This window comes from Candidatus Methylomirabilota bacterium (assembly GCA_036001065.1).
GTDB lineage: Bacteria > Methylomirabilota > Methylomirabilia > Rokubacteriales > CSP1-6 > MNEF01.
In genome coordinates, this window is record DASYUQ010000126.1 from 1 (window position 1) to 17,454 (window position 17,454).

General features: G+C 69.8%; 17 protein-coding genes and 1 riboswitch. Of the genes, 7 read left to right on the top strand and 10 right to left on the bottom strand.

Translation table 11 applies throughout. The features are described 5' to 3' along the window. Positions 1-77 precede the first annotated feature (77 nt). A riboswitch (cobalamin riboswitch) is annotated at positions 78-260 on the bottom strand. 94 nt (positions 261-354) lie between these two features. Next, positions 355-1,206, top strand: a complete 852-nt coding sequence (locus tag VGV13_12045) for a metal-dependent hydrolase (protein ID HEV8641822.1) — start codon at positions 355-357, stop codon at positions 1,204-1,206. 14 nt (positions 1,207-1,220) lie between these two features. On the opposite strand, the gene VGV13_12050 is transcribed toward VGV13_12045, so the two are convergent. Beyond that, the gene (locus VGV13_12050; protein HEV8641823.1) at positions 1,221-1,595 is read right to left on the bottom strand and encodes an RNA-binding S4 domain-containing protein; all 375 of its coding nucleotides are present in this window, start codon (positions 1,593-1,595) and stop codon (positions 1,221-1,223) included. A 201-nt stretch (positions 1,596-1,796) separates the two neighbouring features. Between VGV13_12050 and VGV13_12055 the strand changes: the two genes are divergently transcribed. After that, complete coding sequence (locus tag VGV13_12055; protein ID HEV8641824.1) at positions 1,797-2,471, top strand: DUF3047 domain-containing protein; 675 nt, start codon at positions 1,797-1,799, stop codon at positions 2,469-2,471. Continuing rightward, positions 2,468-3,121, top strand: a complete 654-nt coding sequence (locus VGV13_12060; GenBank protein HEV8641825.1) for a ferritin-like domain-containing protein — start codon at positions 2,468-2,470, stop codon at positions 3,119-3,121. The genes VGV13_12055 and VGV13_12060 overlap by 4 nt, the downstream gene beginning before the upstream one ends. A gap of 193 nt (positions 3,122-3,314) precedes the next feature. On the opposite strand, the gene VGV13_12065 is transcribed toward VGV13_12060, so the two are convergent. From VGV13_12065 to cobS, 5 genes are all read right to left on the bottom strand, one after another. Then, on the bottom strand, positions 3,315-4,217 hold the full coding sequence (locus VGV13_12065; protein HEV8641826.1) for an ABC transporter permease: 903 nt from the start codon (positions 4,215-4,217) through the stop codon (positions 3,315-3,317). Between the two features lie 66 nt (positions 4,218-4,283). Further along, positions 4,284-5,228 carry an ABC transporter permease gene (locus tag VGV13_12070; GenBank protein HEV8641827.1) on the bottom strand — a complete coding sequence of 315 codons (945 nt, stop codon included), beginning with the start codon at positions 5,226-5,228 and terminating at the stop codon, positions 4,284-4,286. 243 nt (positions 5,229-5,471) lie between these two features. After that, on the bottom strand, positions 5,472-7,028 hold the full coding sequence (locus VGV13_12075; GenBank protein ID HEV8641828.1) for an ABC transporter substrate-binding protein: 1,557 nt from the start codon (positions 7,026-7,028) through the stop codon (positions 5,472-5,474). A gap of 44 nt (positions 7,029-7,072) precedes the next feature. Next, a complete protein-coding gene (locus VGV13_12080) occupies positions 7,073-7,687 on the bottom strand; it encodes a histidine phosphatase family protein (GenBank protein ID HEV8641829.1) in 615 nt (204 codons plus the stop codon). After that, positions 7,666-8,412 (bottom strand): adenosylcobinamide-GDP ribazoletransferase, encoded by a 747-nt coding sequence (gene cobS / locus VGV13_12085; protein ID HEV8641830.1) that lies wholly within the window; start codon positions 8,410-8,412, stop codon positions 7,666-7,668. The genes VGV13_12080 and cobS overlap by 22 nt, the downstream gene beginning before the upstream one ends. A gap of 174 nt (positions 8,413-8,586) precedes the next feature. Between cobS and VGV13_12090 the strand changes: the two genes are divergently transcribed. The 3 genes from VGV13_12090 to VGV13_12100 all read left to right on the top strand — a co-directional run bounded on the left by VGV13_12090 (position 8,587) and on the right by VGV13_12100 (position 11,785). Beyond that, positions 8,587-10,329, top strand: a complete 1,743-nt coding sequence (locus tag VGV13_12090) for a phosphoenolpyruvate carboxykinase (GTP) (GenBank protein ID HEV8641831.1) — start codon at positions 8,587-8,589, stop codon at positions 10,327-10,329. A 47-nt stretch (positions 10,330-10,376) separates the two neighbouring features. After that, the gene (locus VGV13_12095; GenBank protein ID HEV8641832.1) at positions 10,377-10,835 is read left to right on the top strand and encodes a nucleotidyltransferase family protein; all 459 of its coding nucleotides are present in this window, start codon (positions 10,377-10,379) and stop codon (positions 10,833-10,835) included. Positions 10,836-11,113: 278 nt separating this feature from the next. Beyond that, complete coding sequence (locus VGV13_12100; protein ID HEV8641833.1) at positions 11,114-11,785, top strand: uracil-DNA glycosylase family protein; 672 nt, start codon at positions 11,114-11,116, stop codon at positions 11,783-11,785. A 98-nt stretch (positions 11,786-11,883) separates the two neighbouring features. Here VGV13_12100 and VGV13_12105 read toward each other — a convergent pair whose 3' ends face one another. The 4 genes from VGV13_12105 to VGV13_12120 are packed head-to-tail and all read right to left on the bottom strand — an operon-like array spanning position 11,884 to position 15,739. Continuing rightward, on the bottom strand, positions 11,884-13,413 hold the full coding sequence (locus VGV13_12105) for an acyl-CoA carboxylase subunit beta (GenBank protein HEV8641834.1): 1,530 nt from the start codon (positions 13,411-13,413) through the stop codon (positions 11,884-11,886). Positions 13,414-13,429: 16 nt separating this feature from the next. Then, a complete protein-coding gene (locus VGV13_12110) occupies positions 13,430-14,437 on the bottom strand; it encodes a sigma-70 family RNA polymerase sigma factor (protein HEV8641835.1) in 1,008 nt (335 codons plus the stop codon). A gap of 42 nt (positions 14,438-14,479) precedes the next feature. Further along, positions 14,480-14,971: a type II 3-dehydroquinate dehydratase gene (gene aroQ, locus VGV13_12115; GenBank protein ID HEV8641836.1), complete on the bottom strand. Its 492-nt coding sequence runs from the start codon at positions 14,969-14,971 to the stop codon at positions 14,480-14,482. A gap of 36 nt (positions 14,972-15,007) precedes the next feature. Continuing rightward, on the bottom strand, positions 15,008-15,739 hold the full coding sequence (locus VGV13_12120) for a ZIP family metal transporter (protein ID HEV8641837.1): 732 nt from the start codon (positions 15,737-15,739) through the stop codon (positions 15,008-15,010). A gap of 17 nt (positions 15,740-15,756) precedes the next feature. Here VGV13_12120 and gspE point away from each other — a divergent pair, with 17 nt between their 5' ends. Further along, positions 15,757-17,451, top strand: coding sequence for a type II secretion system ATPase GspE (gspE, locus tag VGV13_12125; GenBank protein HEV8641838.1), 1,695 nt, complete (start codon positions 15,757-15,759; stop codon positions 17,449-17,451). Positions 17,452-17,454: the final 3 nt, after the last annotated feature.

Below are 17,454 nucleotides of genomic sequence, written 5' to 3' on the forward strand. Positions count from 1 at the left end.
CCGCTCTTGCCGCTGCGCGCGCCGCCCAGAACAAGAAGCGATGACGGAATCGCCCGGGCCCTCCCTCGAAGACCGGTTGAGACGTGAGGCGCCCGGGCAGGTCTCCTGGCTCTCGGATCGTCCTACTCCCCGCGCCTTCCCGGCCGACTCGGCCAGTGGCATCGCGTGCGGGTTTCGTCCCCGATTACAGTGACGGGGTCGCGGCGGCTTCGCACCGCCTTCCCTGGGCCCTCGCGGGCACCCTGGGCACGAACGACGCCGAGACGTTAGCAGAATCCCCGCGCGCTTTCAATGCGGGCTGCGCGCGATGTGGTAGAGTGCAGCGCATCCCAATCCTCAGGAGGCACCATGGGCATGGATCGGCGGGACTTCCTCAAGCTCAGCACCGCTCTCACCTTCACCCTCGCCACCGAGCGCGCCTGGGCCCAGACCGCGAAGGTCGAGGTGCACTGGCTCGGCCAGGCGACGACCAGGCTCACGACGCTCACCGGCAAGGTGATCGTGATCGACCCGTTCCTCACGCACAACCCCAAGACGCCTCAGCAGTACAAGAACCTCGACGCGCTCGGCAAGGTCGACGTGATCCTCGTGACCCATGGCCACGCCGACCATGCCGGCAACCTCGGCCGCACCGACGGATCGAGCGACACGGCGGAGCTGGCCAAGCGGACGGGCGCCAAGGTCCTCGGGCCGGCCGGTCTCATCGCCACCATGATCGATCTGGGATGGGTGAGCTCCGAGCAGGGCGTTCGCTTCGGCAAGGGCGGCACGGTGACACCGCTGGGACCGCAGATCAAGATCACCCAGGTACGCGCCGAGCACTCGTCGGAGGTCACGATCACCGACCCCGCCACCAAGAAGAGCACGACCTATCCTGGCGGGGAGCCGGCGGGATTCATCATCGAGTTCGAGAACGGCTTCAAGCTCTATCACATGGGCGACACGGGGCTGTTCGGTGACATGCGGCTCATCGGCGAGTACTACAAGCCCGACCTGATCATGATCCCGATCGGCGGCCATTTCGTCATGGACCCGCGGGCCGCGGCTTACGCGACGAGGGAGATGCTCAAGCCGCGCTACGCGATCCCGTTCCACTACGGCACGTTCCCGGTGCTCAGGGGCACGCCGCAGGAGTACCAGCAGTTCCTCGGGCAGACGACGACGCAGGTCTTCCCGATCAGCCCCGGGGACAAGCTCACGTTCTAGCGGGCGGGCTCTCGTCACCGGCCGCGCAGGCGCTCGATCTGGCGGCGCTCGCGCTTGGTAGGCCGGCCGGCGCCCGCGGGCCGGTAGGGCGGCGGCGCGTGGCGGAGGCGCGGCGGCGCCGGCGGCGTGAGGTCGGAGTAGAGCGCGCGCGCCTCGCCGGCGGGGCCTCTGCGCTCGCTGAGCGCCACGACCCGCGCCAGACGCCGTCCGCCCGGCAGCGTGACCTTGATGAAATCGCCGGGGCGTACCAGCTTGGCCGGCTTGGCCCCATCGTCGTTGACGTCCACCTTGCCTCCGGCGCACGCGGCCGCGGCCAGGCTGCGCGTCTTGAAGAAGCGCGCGGCCCACAGCCACCTGTCCACGCGCATCGAGGGCGGGGCATCCGCCATGCCGTGACGGTATCATAGGCCCCGTCGTGACCACGCGGCCGGCGATCCCGGCTTCCTCGACGCGAGCACCGCGCTCGCCGGGCACAGCGAACGGCTGGCCCGCGAATTGCGCCCGCCGCTGGTAACGACGGTGCCGGCCGACGAGAATGAAACGACGGGCCTGGGCGTCAAAGCCCGTGGTATGCGTCCATGAGGAGAGCTATGCGGACTGACCGGTTCCTGATGACCGCGGTGCTCGTGGCGGTGGCGGTGACGGCCTGGGCGGCGGAGCGCGTCGTCGTCGAGGACTGGCTGAAGCACCCCGTGGGCGCCAAAGGGATCCCGCCCGGCTGGAAGGGGCAGAACTGGGGGAGCCCGGCCTACGACTTCGCCGTCGTGGAGAACGACGGTAACAAAGTGCTGCACCTCAAGAGCCGGGACGAGGGCTCGACGATCAGTAAGGAGATCAAGGGCAAGGTCAACCTGAAGGAGACGCCGATCCTCGAGTGGAAGTGGAAGGTCGTGACGCTGCCCCAGGGCGGCGGATCCTGCAACAAGACGACCGACGACCAGGCCGCCCAGGTCTACCTCACGTGGCCGCGCTTCCCCGAGCAGCTCCGCTCCCGGATCATCGGCTACGTGTGGGACACCACCGTGCCGGCGGGAACGATCTGCAAGAGCGAGAAGACGGGTACCGTCACCTACGTCGTTCTGCGCTCCGGCCGAACCGATCTCGGCAAGTGGGTCACCGAGCAGCGGAACGTGCGGGACGACTTCAAGAAGATCTACGGCGAGGAGCCGGAGAACCCCGCGGCTGTCTCCCTCTCCATCGACTCCAACGACACGCACTCGACGGCGGAGGTGTTCGTGGGCCCGATCGTCTTCAGAAAGCCGTGACCGATCCGCGCGAGTTCGTCCGGACGCTGGCCGACGAGAACGCCGCGTTCTGGAAGGGGCGCGACGTCCGCCTCGACCCCGGGGCGCCGGCCGGGCGACGCCTCCAGCAGATCCGCTACCGCATGCGCCAGGGCGTGTACAACGAGCTGCGCTCCGTCGAGCTGCTGGCCGCGTGGATCCCCTACACGCCCGAACGGGAGATCCGGGAGCTGCTGGCCAGTCAGCTCGACGACGAGCATCGCCATTGGCGCTTGCTGCGCCAGCGGCTCATCGCGCTCGGCGAGGACCCCGACGCCTACCGCGCGCTTCCCGAGTGGGAGGCGCTCTTCGACTGGCTCGTCGCCGCCCGCGCCCGCCCCACCCTCGAGCGCCTGGCCATGTTCCAGTTCGCCGGCGAGACGCAGTCCTGCGAGGGCTTCGAGACGCTCATCGCCCTGGCTCGGGACGTCGACCCCGAGACGGCCGACCTCTACGCCAGGGAGATCCTGCCCGACGAGTACCGCCACGCCGCCATCGGCCACCGGGGCCTGCACCTGCTGGCCGACACGCCGGAACGTCAGCAGCTCGCGCGGGCGGCCTGCCGCGAGATGAACGAGCGCATCCTGGCCGCCTACCGCGCCCACCGGATCCGCGCCGACCGCGGCGACTAGTGCCGTTCCAACTATTCGCGCCTAGTGCCGTTCCAACTATTCGCGCATAGGAAGGCACCGTGTACGTCGTTCGTGGACAGATTTAGTATCAACAAGTTGGAACGGCACTAGAAGAACCGGTGATCCGCGGCCGCTGCCGACTCGCCCATCTCGTGGTCGGTCTGGCCGGTGTCCTGGTGGCCGCGGCCGTCGATCAACGGGCGCCGGGCCGTTCGGAGCCGAGGCCCCGAAGCTTCGGATCCAGGAGGTCGCGCAGGCCGTCGCCGAACAGGTTCAAGCCGAGAATGGTCAGCATGATGGCCGCGCCGGGGTAAAGGACCAGCCAGGGCGCCTGCTGCAGGTAGAGGCGCCCCTCCGACAGGATGTTCCCCCAGCTCGGCACGTAGGGCGGCACGCCGACGCCGAGGAACGAGAGCGCGGCCTCGGTGAGCACGGCGGCGGCGAAGACGAAGCTCCCCTGCACGATCACGGGGCTGAGGCAGTTGGGCAGAATGTGGCTGAGCATGAGGCTCGCGTCGGAGGCGCCCAGCGCGCGCGCCGCCTCGACGTAGGCGGTCTCGCGGATCACCAGCACCGAGCCGCGCACGATCCGGGCCATCCGGGGCGTGTAGACGACGGCGATGGCCAGGATCACGTTGGTGACGGAGGGGCCGAGCGAGGCCATCAGCGCGATGGCCAGAATGATGGCGGGGAAGGCCATGAGCCCGTCCATCACGCGCATGATCGGGTTGTCGAGCGCGCGGAAGTAACCGGCGAGCAGCCCTGCGCTCACGCCGGCCACGAAGGCCAGCACCACTACGGCTGTGCCGACCAGGAGCGAGAGTCGCGCGCCGTAAACGACGCGGCTGAAGACATCGCGGCCCAGGTCGTCGGTGCCGAACCAGCGGGCCGCGCTCGGCGCGCCGAGCCGCGCCGCCACGTCCATGTGGGTGGGGTTGCCAGCGATCACGGGTGCCAGCAGGCCGACCGCCGTGGTCAAGACCATCAGCACGGCGCCGAGCACGGCGATCTTCCGCCGCAACAGGACGGCCAGCGCCGGGGGCATCCGCCGCCGCACGGCCGGCGCCCGCGGAATCGCGATGGTCAATCGGCCCATTTCACGGCTCGCCTCGGGCGCGCGCCGCCGCCGGCTCCGCGTCCGCCCTGCGGCTCGCACGACCACTCACCGGTACTTCACCCGCGGGTCGATCACGAGGTAGGAGAGGTCCACCAGGAGGTTCACCAACATGTAGACGCCGGCGATGACGAGCACCACCCCCTGCACCACCGGGTAGTCGCGCCTGAGCACGGCCGAGATGATGAGGCGGCCGAGCCCCGGAATGTTGAAGACGGTCTCCACCACCACCGCGCCGCTGATCAGCACGGCGAAGCTGATGCCGATCACGGTGACCGTGGGCACCAGCGCGTTCCGCAGCGCGTGCTTGTAGACGATGGCGCGCTCACCGAGCCCCTTGGCCCGGCCGGCGACGATGAACTGCTCGCGCAGCACGTCGAGCATGCTGGAGCGGGCGATGCGCGCGATGAGCGCGGACTGGACGAGGCCGAGCGCGAAGGCCGGCAGCACGAGCGAGCGCAGCGTGGCCGGCCAGCCGTCCTCGAGCGGCGAGTAGCCGGCCACCGGGAACCAGCCGAGCCAGACGCCGAAGACCAGGACGAACAGGAGGCCCAGGAGGAAGTTCGGGATCGAGATCCCGGCCAGCGCCAGCATCATGAACGCCTGGTCGGTAGCCGAGTTGTGGTAGCGCGCGGAGAGCACGCCGGCGGGGACGCCGATGAGGACGGCGATCAGCACGGCGGCCAGCGTCAGCAGCAGGGTCGGCTCCACGCGGTCCAGGATGGCCGCGGTCACGGGCTTGCGGAGGAAGATCGAGCGCCCCAGGTCGCCCTGGAGCAGGCGGCCGTACCAGCGCACGAGCTGGACATGGAGCGGCTGGTCGAAACCGAGCTGCTGGGCGATCTTCCCGACGTCCTCGGCGGAGGCGTCGGGACCGGCGATGATGGAGGCAGGATCGCCCGGCGCCAGGTGGATCAGCACGAAGCCCACCGTGGCCACCACCAGCGCCACCGGGATCAGCGCCAGGAGCCGCCGGAGGACGTACGTCTTCACGCCGGCGGGGCTACCGGTCGAGCCAGACGTTCCAGAGCATCAGGGTGGTCGTGGGGACGAACGCCCCTCGTCCGCGATGCTGTGGCCCTCGGCCAGCAGCGGGATCGGGTTGAGGTCGCGGTCGAACGGGTAGAGCGTCTCGTACATGTGCCAGGTGATCTGCTGGGTCAGCGTGGCGGTGGTCCAGTGCAGATCGAGCGAGGGGCTCGCCGTACGAGCCTCATGGCCGGTCTTCCTTCGCCCTCAGCGCGCGGGCGCGAGCCACACGTTCCAGAAGTTCAGCTCCGGCGTGGACCGGAAGCCCCGCAGCTCCTTGCGTGCGACCTCGAGCGAAAAGTAGTCCCCGAACTTGACCCGGCCGACGTCCTCGTAGAAGAGAACCTGGACCTTCTCCCACATCGCCTTCCGCTTCCGGGGGTCGGTCTCCCGCGCCACGGCGTCCAGCCAGCGCTCCTTGTCCTCGTGGCACCACCACCCGGGCCAGTTGCACTGCACGCCCGTGTTGTAAGCCGGCTCCGGGTTGAAGGTGATCCCGGTGGAGAAGGCGTCCCACAGCTCGGGCTTGTTGCGTCGCTGGACGAGCGTCGCCCAGTCGACGACCTGCAGGTCGATCCGAAAGCCGACCGCCTCCAGCTGCTGCTTGGCGACGAGCGCGTTCTTGTACATCCACTCGTACTCCCGCGTCGTGATCCAGCGCACCGGCTGGCCGGTGTAGCCCGCCTCCTTCAGGAGCTTCTGCGCCTTGGCGGGATTCCTCTGGTTGTAAAGCTCGGCGCCCACCGTCGAGTACCACTGCGCCTGCTCGACGTGCATGAGGCTCGGATCGACGCGGTAGAAGGCCCGGTGGCCGAAGCCGGCCGCCATGATCGGCTCCATGTCCAGCGCGGCCTGGAAGGCCTGCCGGATCCGCCTGTCGGTCATGAGCCCTTGCTTGTGGTTCAGCACCGCGGTGGACCAGCCCGCCGGCTTGATGACGCCGGGCGCGACGCCCGCCATGGCCCGGATCCGCTCGAACTGGTCCTGCTTGATCTGCTGGGCGTAGTGGTACTCGCCGGTCTCCACCCCCGCCAGCCGCACCGCGACGTCAGGCACCGGAATGAAGAGGATCTCGTCGACCCAGGCCGTGCGCTTGCCTCCGAACCCTTCGGGGCCGTCGGGGCGGGCGACGTAGTCCTTGAAGCGGGCGAGCTTGATGTAGCGGTCGGGCTTGTGCTCGACGAAGCGATAGGGACCGGTGCCGACGAACTGCGAGATCTGCTGGTCGCCGGCGGCGTCCACGATCTCCTTGGGATAGATCGCGGCGCCGTTGTTGGGTCGCGCCAGGGCCATGAGCAGGGCGCCGGAGGGCTCCTTCAGGTACATCGCCACCGTGGACGGATCCTTGGCCTCCAGGCCCTCGACGTTCCGCCACACGGCCTTGCCTGGCGTCGCCATGCGACCCCAGCGGCTCAGCGAGGCCACCACGTCGGCCGAGGTCAGCTCCTTGCCGTTGTGGAAGCGGACCCCCCGGCGCAGCCTGAACGTGTACGTGCGACCCCGGTCGCCCAGCGTGTGGCCTTCGACCAGCAGCGGGATCGCGTTGTAGTTCCGGTCGTAGGTGTAGAGCGTCTCGTAGACGTGCCAGGTGATCTGCTGGGTGATGACGGCCGTCGTCCAGTGCAGATCGAGCGACGGGGGCTCGCCGATCATCGCGGCCTTGAGCACGCCGCCCGCCCGCGGCTCCTCGGCGACAGCGGGCGCGCCCGCCAGCAGCGCGAGGCTCAGCACAAGGACACCGGCGCCCCCGCCCCGTCTGGTCATGGAATCTTCCTCAGGAGATGCATGCGTCACCCCGCGGCCGCGAATTATAGCACCGGCAGCTCGTTCAGCCGGCGCAGGCGCCAGCGCCCCGCGGCGTGCTCGAGCACGGTGAGAGCAGCGTAGTCCTGGCCGAAGGCCAGGATGCGCCTCATCGGAAGGTCCAGCGCGCGGCAGAGCAGGACCCGATTCGTCCCGCCGTGCGCCACCACGGCGATGCGCTCGCCCGCGTGGGCGACGACCATCGCTTCGAAGGCCGGCCAGGCCCGCGCCAACAGGTCCCCCAGGCCCTCACCGCCGGGAAAGGCAAAGTCGCCGATGCGCGCCATCCAATCCGTGAACGCTCGGGGCTCGCGCTCCGCGATCTCGGCCGCGGTGAGCCCGTCCCAGCGTCCCATGTCCATCTCGCGCAACGCCGGCGCCGCGTCCGGCCGCAGGCCGTGCGGGGCCGCGATGATCTCACCGCTGCGCCGGGCGCGCGCCAGATCGCTGGTGAACACGGCGGTGAGCGTCACGTCGCGGAGCCGCTCGGCCTGAGCCGCGCATTGCCGCTCGCCCAGCGGCGACAGGGGAACGTCCAGGTGGCCGACGAACCGCCGGGGCTCCGCGGGCGCGACCTCGCCGTGGCGGAACAGGTAGATCAGCGTCCGGCGTGCGTCCACGCCGACACCGTCAGCAGGACGATGAGCTCCGCGGCCTCCACCGCGGCCCCCAGGACGTCGCCGGTGATCCCGCCCAGCCGCACCGTGAGAAAGCGTCCCAGGCCGAGCGTGCCCAGGCAGGCGACGACGAGGGCGGCCAGCCCCAGGAGCCCGAGCGCCCCGGCCGCGATCAGACCCGCCAGGACCAGCGCCAGGACCACTGCCCGCGATTGCACACCCGCGCGGAACGCCGCGCCGTGGCCGTCGACGCGGGCGGCCGGGAAGCAGCGCGCGAGCAGCGCGGGTGTGGCCCGCGCGATCGCGGGCGTCGCCAGCAACGCGCGCCAGCGGACCGGCGCCGGAAGCTCCGCGACCGCCGCGATCTCGAGCAGGAGGAAGAGGATCAGCCCCATGGCGCCAAAGGCGCCGATACGGCTGTCGCTCATGATCCGCAGTCGCTGGCCGGCGTCGTGGCCCGCCAGCCCGTCCAGGCAGTCGGCCAGACCGTCCAGGTGGAGGCCGCCGGTGAGCAGTTTCCACACCGTGACCGTCAGCAGCGCGGCGAGCAGCATCGGGAAGAGCCAGGCGGTGACCCGCTCGGTGGCGACCACCACCAGTCCGATCCCCAGCCCCACCGCCGGGAACCATGGCGCCGCCCCTCCCAGCGAGGCGCCCTGCTCGTGAGGTCGCCCACCCCCGACCGGCACGATCGTCAGATAGCGCGCGGCCAGCAGGAGGCCCCTCACGGGCGCGATGCTAGCATGTTCCGCTTGACGTCCGCGGGAAGACCGCGCACGCTTAGCCTTGACGGCAGGATCGCAGCGGGCTTCGTGCCCGGGGCGACGATCGCCCGACGCCCGTGCGGCGCGGCCGGCCAGCCGTATCGAAAGCTCACCTAAAAGGATGACGAGGATACGCGCATGAGCGTGACCAGCGTGACCGAAAAGTGGGTGGACGAGGCCGCCGCACTCACCCGGCCGTCCCGAGTCGTCTGGTGCGACGGCTCGAAGACCGAGTACGACGCCCTCGTCGAAGAGATGCTACGGGACGGAACGCTGTTGCCCCTCAACCCCCGGACCTATCCGAACTGCTACCTGCACCGGAGCCACCCCCAGGACGTCGCGCGAACCGAGCAGCTCACCTTCATCTGTACGCGGGAGCGCGACGACGCCGGGCCCACCAACAACTGGATGGCGCCGGCCGACGCCAAGGCCAGGGCGGGTGGCTTTCTGCGGGGGGTCATGCAGGGTCGGCCCATGTATGTCATCCCCTACCTCATGGGTCCGGCCGGCTCGTCCATGAGCCGCGTGGGGCTGATGGTCACCGACAGCGCGTATGTCGTCGCCAGCATGCACATCATGACGCGCGTGGGGCCGGCAGCCCTGCAGCACATGCGGAGCGAGGACGACCTCGTCTTCGGGCTCCACTCGCTGGGCGATCTCTCGCCCGAGCGCCGGCTCATCCTCCACTTCCCGGAGGAGAAGCTCATCTGGAGCGTGGGCTCGGGCTATGGCGGCAACGCCCTCCTCGGCAAGAAGTGCCACTCTCTCCGCATCGGCTCCTGGCAGGCCCGGCAAGAGGGCTGGCTCGCCGAGCACATGCTGATCATCGGCGTGGAGGACCCCGACGGGCGCGTCACCTACCTGGCGGCGGCGATGCCCAGCGCCTCCGGCAAGACAAATCTAGCGATGGTGGAATCGCGGCTTCCCGGCTGGCGGGTGTGGACCGTGGGCGACGACATTGCCTGGATGCACGTGGACGCCAGTGGGCAGCTCCGCGCCACCAACCCCGAGCGCGGGTTCTTCGGCGTGGCCCCCAACACCAGTCCGAAGACGAATCCCAACGCGATCACCATGGTCCGCTCGAACACCATCTTCACCAACGTGGCGCTGACGCCCTCCCGCGAGCCGTGGTGGGAGGGGCTCACGGCCGAGCCGCCCGCGGGGTTGGTGGATTGGCAGGGCCGACCGTGGCAGCCCGGCAGCGGCCCGGCCGCCCACCCCAACTCGCGCTTCACCGTGCTCGCGCAGCAGTGCCCGTCCCTCGCGCCGAACTGGGAAGACCCCCAGGGCGTGCCCATCGCCGGGCTCATCTTCGGCTCGCGACGCTCGCAGGTGATCCCGCTGGTCTTCGAGGCGTTCGACTGGACGCACGGCGTGTTCCTCGGCTCGGCCATGAGCACCGAGACCACGGCCGCCATCACCGGCAAGGTCGGCGTCGTCCGCCGCGACCCCATGGCCATGCTCCCGTTCTGCGGCTACAACATGGCCGACTACTTCGCCCACTGGCTGGCCGCGGGGCGGCGTCTGGCCCGACCGCCGCGCATCTTTCGCGTGAACTGGTTCCGCCGCGACGGGGACGGGCGCTTCCTGTGGCCGGGCTACAGCGAGAACGTGCGCATCCTCAAATGGATGGTGGAGCGGATCCGCGGCACCGCTCGGGCCGAGGAGACGCCGGTCGGCTGGGTTCCGGCCCCCGGCGCTCTCGACACCAGCGGGCTCGACGTCACCCCCGAGCGCTTGGGGCAGGCCCTCCGCTGCGACGCCCGCGAATGGCTCGCGGCCCTCGACGATCTGGGGGAGTTCTATCGGCAGTTCGGCGCACGCCTGCCCGCGCCCATCGCCCAGGCCCTGGCTGAGACGCAGAGACGTTTCCGCGCCTGACCATCGAGCCGGCCGGGTTGGGCAGGCGGTGATACATTGACCCGCGGATGCTCGACCTCTACGCTGAGCTGCGTCGGATCGTGGAGGCGCTGGCCGTGGCCGACATCCCGTACGCGCTGGTCGGCGGTCTCGCAGTATCGATCTATACGACGCCTCGCGCCACCGAAGACATCGATCTGCTGATTGCTCCCGCCGACCTCGAGCCGGCCGCCACTGCGTTGCAGTCCCTCGGGTTTCAATCCGCTGGCGGGCCGATGCGGGTGGCCGGGGGGCGTCTGGACATCCAGCGCCTGATCAAGATCGATGGCTCGGACCTGCTTCCCGTGGACCTCCTTCTGCCGACCGACGACGCTCTGGCAGCGCTGCTTCAGGACCGCGTGGCCATGACGGTCGAGAGTCAGTCGATCTGGGTGATCGGGATCCGCGCGCTGCGAACTCTGAAGCGCCTGCGCGGGTCACCACTCGATCGGGCAGATTTGGAAGCCCTGGGACCAGACGAACCGTGACGCCTCCAGAGATCACCCAGACCCTGCGCAGGGTCGCTGCTCTCCGCGGCCTGTGCCTCAGGCTCCAACACATCCCCACTCCGGGCGAGGAGAGGCTCCTGACCCACTTCTGGGCACTGGCTGACTCCCCCCAGGAGGTGAGGCAGGACGACGTCCAGGCCGTCGCGGTCGGCTGGCGCCGGTGGTGGCGTGCCGGCGAGATAGACCGTCTCCTCTCGATGGCCGCAGCGCTCCCGCCAGCATTGATTTGCCTGGGCCGCGAGGCGACCACTCATCTCATGGCCGCTCGCGTCCGCCGCTGGAGCGAGTACCAGGACACCATCGAGCGGTGCCGTCGCTGCAAGAACCTCCGACCCACAGAAGTCGACTTCCCCCTGTGTCGGGGAGAGATTCCTCCACCGCCCCTGACGATACGCATTCTGTTCGTGGGAGTCGCCCCCGCACGGATCAATGGGCGGAGCCGGGGAATGCACTTCTATTCGAACCGGACCGATCTTCTTCGGACTGGGTTGTTCCGCGCCCTCGACGCGTCCCCGTTCGGGACTGCGCTTCTCGAGAGCAACAGGCGCAGCAGGGAGGACGGCGACAGCGCCTTCCACCGGGCCGGGTTCTTCTTCGTGCACTCTGCCAAGATTCGCCCGACTCAGCGGGACGCGCCGCCGACGACTGTTCTCACCGCTTGTGCAGCCGAGCATCTCCGGACTGAGGTCCAACTGCTGCAGCCACGGGCCGTTTGCTTTCTCGGGAACACGCGGGGACATCTGCCCGCTGTTGCCAGCGCGCTGTTTGGACGGCGCATCGCCGATATCCCCCAGCGTGCGACCCTCGGCTCCTGGAACGGAGTCGTGGCAGTGACGGCTCAGCCGAGGCGGGGCGGCGTGCGGCGGGCCGGGCAAACCGTTCGAGCGTTCTGGCGCATCCTCGAGAACGCCGAGACCGCGGCGGGCTGAGTAACGCCTTTCGAGCGCCGGCTTTGCCGGCGCAACCCTGGGTTCGGAGGGGGCCGTCGCGCCCTGAGGGCGCGCCTGTGAAGTCGCCCCCTCCGACGTTACACGGGGTACACGCCGTTGCGGCGCGGCGGGAACTCGTGGACCTTGGTCTCGGCGTAGGCCAGGCGCTTGATCAGCTCGGCGCGCAGCGCGGAGCCGGGCACGATGTCATCCACCAGCATCTCGGAGGCGAGCTTGTAGACGTCCACGTCGCGGGCGAACTCGTCGCGCTTCTGCCGCACGAACGCAGCGCGCTCGGACTCCGGCAGCTCCATGATCTTGTTGTAGTAGACGGCGTTCACCGCCGGCTCCGGCCCCATGATGGCGATCTGGCCCTGGGGCAGGCTGAGCGCGGCATCGGGCTCGAAGGCCGGACCGCACATCGCGTAGAGCCCAGCCCCGTAGCACTTGCGCACCACCACGCAGATCTTGGGCACGGTGGCCTGGGAGGTGGCGAAGATCATCTTGGCGCCGTGGCGGATGATCCCCTCGCGCTCGACCTTGGTGCCCACCATGAAGCCGGCCACATCGGCCAGATACACGAGCGGGAGGTTGTAGGCGTTGCACAGCCAGATGAAGCGCGCCGCTTTGTCCGACGAGTCGACGAAGAGCACGCCGCCCTTCACCTTCGGCTGGTTGGCGACGATGCCGACGGCGCGACCGCCGAGGCGGCCGAGGCCGACGATCACCTCCGGGGCGAACAGGCGCTTGAGCTCGAACCAGGAGCCGGCATCGAGGACGCGGTCGATCACCTCGTACATGTCGAAGTACTTCCGCTGGTCGTAGGGAACGATCTCCTCGATGGACCGCCCGGGCTTGGGATCCACCGCCGCCGTCCGGGCCGGCCGCTCCCGGTAGGACTGGGGCATGTAGGCGAGATACTGCTTGGCGAGCTCGATCGCTTCCTCGTCGGAAGGCGCCAGCACGTCGCCGCAGCCGGACACCGTGCAGTGCATGCGCGCGCCCCCCAGCTCCTCCGGAGTGGTCTTCTCGCCGATCGCCATCTCGACCATCCGGGGGCTGCCCACGTAGAGCGAGGCCTTGCCCTCCACCATGATGACGACGTCGGTGAGGGCGGGGAGATAGGCCGAGCCGGCCGGCGAGGGACCGAAGAGGATGCAGAGCTGGGGCACGACGCCGGAGAGCTGCACCTCGTTGTAGAAGATCCGCCCGGCGTGGAAGCGCCCGGGGAAGACGCTGATCTGTTCGGAGATCCGGGCGCCGGCGGCGTCGACCATATAGAGGAGAGGCACCTGCAGCCGGCCCGCCTTCTCCTGGATCCGGATGATCTTCTGGACCGTCTTTTCGCCCCAGGAGCCGGCCTTGACCGTGTAGTCGTTGGCCATGATGCAAACGGTCCGGCCGCCGACGGCGCCGACACCGGTCACCACCCCGTCGGCCGGCGTCTCCGCTTCCTGCCCCCGCGCGAAGAGCCAGTCCTCCTGGAAGTCGCTGCCGGGATCGAGCAGTAGCTTCAGGCGGTCGCGGACGAAGAGCTTGCCCTCCGCGCGGAGCTTGTCGCGGTACTTGGTGTGGCCCTGCTCGATCCGCGCCCGCTCGCGGAAATGACGCTCTTCGCCTTCGCCCACCCTGCCTCCCGGAACGCTATGGACTCGGCGAGACGACGATGATGAGCACGCCGTTGCCGTGGGGGGGTCCGCCGATGACGGCCGGCGCGCCGGGGGCGGCCTGGATCACCGTGTTCACCTCGGCGACGCGACCGCGGAGGAGCCGGACCCGCAGCCGGACCGGCGACGCGGACTCCGGCGTGATCTCGAGCTGCCGGTCCCCCGGCACGGCGAAGCGCTGGCTGGAGCCGACGGCGGCCTGCCCGCGGTAGCGCTCCAGCAACGCGTACTCGCGATACCGGAGCGTCTGTCGGAGGCGGGGCAGGAGCCGCTCCAGATCGGCCGGTACGCGCGAGCCGCCGGCGGGGGCATCGCTGGCCAGCAGCACCTGGGCGCCGAACCTCACCGCCTGCTCCGCCCGGACGACGACTGGCGCCAGCAGCATCACCAGCGCCAGGACCAGGACCAGCAGCGGTCCCAGCGCCTGGCGCAGGCGCTGGCGGGCGTTGTGCAGGCGCGACATCACCGTGCCCATCGGAATGTCCAGCACCTCGGCAATCTCCCGGTACGAGAGCCCTTGGAGATCGCCCAACATGATAATCGCGCGGTGATGCGGAGGCAAAGCCTCCAGCGCCCGCCGGACGCGCTCCCGGTCCTCGGCGCGCATCGCGACGTCGTCCGGCGCCGGACCTGGATCGACCATGACCCGCGCCCAGTCCTCCTCCGGCACCGGCTCGGTGCCGAACGCGCGCCCCCGGGCCGCCCGCTGCCGCGCCCGGTCGGTGGCGGCGTTGATCGCGATTCGGAACAGCCAGGTGTAAAACGCCGACTGCCCCCGGAACGACGGCAGCGCCTGCCAGGCCCGGACGAAGGCCTCCTGGGCCACGTCCCACGCCTCTTCGGGATCCCGGAGGTAGTTGCAGGCGAGGCGCCACACGCGCTCACGGTATTTCTCCACCAGCGGCTCGAAGGCCGCCAGGTCGCCCTGCCGGCATCGCTCGACCAGCGCCTGATCGTCGGTGTCCACCGGGTGTCGGTTGCCCACCCCGCGCCGTCAGGGCTTAGACGCCGGGGCGGCGGAGCCGATTCATCGGCGCACGGCTCGCCGACGCGCGCGCCGGTTCGCGTCATCGCCGGCAGGCGTGAGCGTGAGGAGAGCGTCGAGGCCGAGCAGGTAGCTCTGGGGGCCGAAGCCGGAGATCTGTCCCCGGGCGACGGCGGCGATCACCGAGTGGCGCCGGAACTCCTCCCGGCCGTGGACGTTGCTGAGGTGCACTTCGACCACCGGCAGGCGGATCCCCGCCACCGTGTCGCGGAGCGCGATCGAGTAGTGGGTGAAGGCGCCCGGGTTGAAGACGATCCCGGTGAAGCCCTCACGCTCGGCGCCCTGCAGCCAGTCGATGAGCTCCCCTTCGACGTTCGACTGACGACACACCACCCGCATCCCCCGCCGCCGCCCGTGGGACTGGATCAGGCGATCGAGCGCCGCCAGCGACAACGACCCATAGATGGTGGGCTCGCGGACGCCGAGGAGGTTGAGGTTGGGACCGTGGAGCACGAGCCCGGCCGGAGATCTCATGGCCGCCAGGATACCATCACGGCGTGGAGGCCGGCGTCAACGAGCGCCGAACGACGACAACGCCCAGTCGGCGGCCACGAAGAGGACGAGGCCGCCGATCACCGTCCAGGCCAGCGCGGGGCCGCCCTCGCGGTTCACCTCGGGGACCAGGTCCGAGGCCGCCACGTAGATCGTCACGCCGGCCGACAGGGCCAGCGCGTATCCGATGTGGCTCTCGGCCAGCAGGCTCGTGGCCAGCGCGCCGAGCACGGTGAGCACCCCGAGCGCGAGGCCGGCGCCCAGCGCGGCGGCGCGGGATCGTCCGGTGGCCAGCACGATGGAGGCGACCGTGAACCCCTCGGGCAGCTTGTGCAGCACGACCGCCAGGAACAGCAGGAGGCCGAGCGTGGGATCGATCATGAACCCCGCGGCGATGGCCACGCCGTCGAAGAGCGTGTGCACGCCGAGACCAAGCAGGGCCAGGTAGCCGGCCGAGGGCCGCAGAAACGCGTCGGCGTGGATCTCTTCCCCGAAGTGGAAGTGGGGTGCCACGGTGTGCTCGAAGAGATGGATCCCGAAATAGCCCAGGAGCACGAACAGGAAGGCGTGAGGGACGTGGGCGCTCTCGGGCAGCATCCGCACGAACGCCGCCGCCAGCATGAAGCCGGCGCCCAGGGCCACGAAGTAACGCAGCGGCGCCCGGCGCCGACGATGCACGCTGGTGACGAATGCGGCGCCCGCCAAGTCCGCGGCGGCGGCCACGGCCACGAAGGCCCACTGTGCTAACATGACCGCTGGAGCATAGCATGGCCATCGCGACGTCGACCCGGCTCCTCGGCGAGATTCTGATCGCCGACGGCATCACCACGCCCGAGATGGTCGCGCTGGCGCTGAACCGCATGCGCACGACCGGCGAGCGCCTGGGCGAGGCGCTGGTGGGGCTCGGCGCCGCCACCAAGGAGGACGTGCTGCGTGCGGTCGCGCGCCAGCAGAACCTGCCGTACCTCTCGCGCGACGAGCTGCCGTCACCCCTGCCCGTCATCAAGAACCTCTCGCCCAAGTACCTCCGCCAGTACGTCGTCTGTCCGGTGAGCGTCGACGGCAGCCTCCTCACCGTGGCGACCTCCGAGCCGCTGAACCCGGTCATCGTGGACGATCTGCACCAGTGGACCGGCCTCAGCGTGCGCATCGTGGTGAGCGTGCCCGAGGTGATCCTGGAAGCGATCGACCGCACCTACGACGGCGCCGCCAGCCCGCTGCAGCGGATCGTCGAAGGCATGGAGGACGAGCGGGGACCCGACGGCGAGGAGGACGTGAATCACCTGCGCGACATGGCGTTCGAGGCGCCGGTGATCCGCCTGGTCAACCTGCTCGTCGAGAGCGCGATCGGGGCGGAGGCGTCCGACATCCACATCGAGCCGTTCGAGGACACCCTGCGCGTGCGCTACCGCATCGACGGCGTCCTGTACGACCAGGAGTCGCCCCCCCGGCGTCTGCGCGACGCGGTGACCTCGCGCATCAAGCTGATGGCGGAGATGAACATCGCCGAGCGGCGCCTGCCCCAGGACGGCCGCCTCCGCGTGTCCCTCCTGGGCCGGCGCGTCGACATCCGCGTCTCCACGATCCCCACCGTGCACGGCGAGTCCATCGTGATGCGGCTGCTCGACCGTCAGAGCGTCTTCCTGCCCCTCGAGCGCCTCGGCTTCGGTGCCGAGACGCTCAAGCACTTCGAGGCGCTCATCGAGCGGCCGCACGGGATCCTCCTCGTCACCGGCCCCACCGGCTCGGGCAAGACCACGACGCTCTACGGCGCGCTCGACAAGATCAACTCCCCGGACCGGAAGATCATCACGATCGAAGACCCGGTGGAATATCAGCTGAAGGGCGTGAACCAGATTCCGGTGAAACCGAAGATCGGTCTGACATTCGCCACCGGCCTCCGACATATCGTGCGTCAGGATCCCGACGTGATCCTGGTGGGGGAGATCCGAGACCTGGAAACGGTGGACATCGCGATCCAGGCGGCCCTCACCGGCCACCTCGTCTTCTCCACGCTCCACACCAACGACGCCCCGGGCGCCATCCCCCGCCTGCAAGACATGGGCGCCGAGCCCTACCTGGTGGCGTCGGTGCTGGAAGGCGTGCTGGCCCAGCGTCTCGTACGCCGCATCTGTCCGGAGTGCCGGGCGCCCCACACGCCGACGGCCGCCGACATCGAGGCGCTCGGCGTCGCCGCCCCGCCCGGGGTGCAGCTCTACCGCGGGCGCGGGTGCGACCAGTGCCGGGGAACGGGCTACCGGGGACGTACGGGGATCTACGAGCTGTTCCCGATCACCGAAGACGCGCGGAGCCTCATCCTCCGCCGCGCGTCGAGCCGCGAGATCCGCCGCCTGGCCATCGAGGCCGGTATGACGACGCTGCGACTCGACGGCTGGGCCAAGGCCTGCCAGGGCGTCACCACGCTCGAGGAAGTCCTGGGCGTCACGCAGGAAGACGCCTGAGCC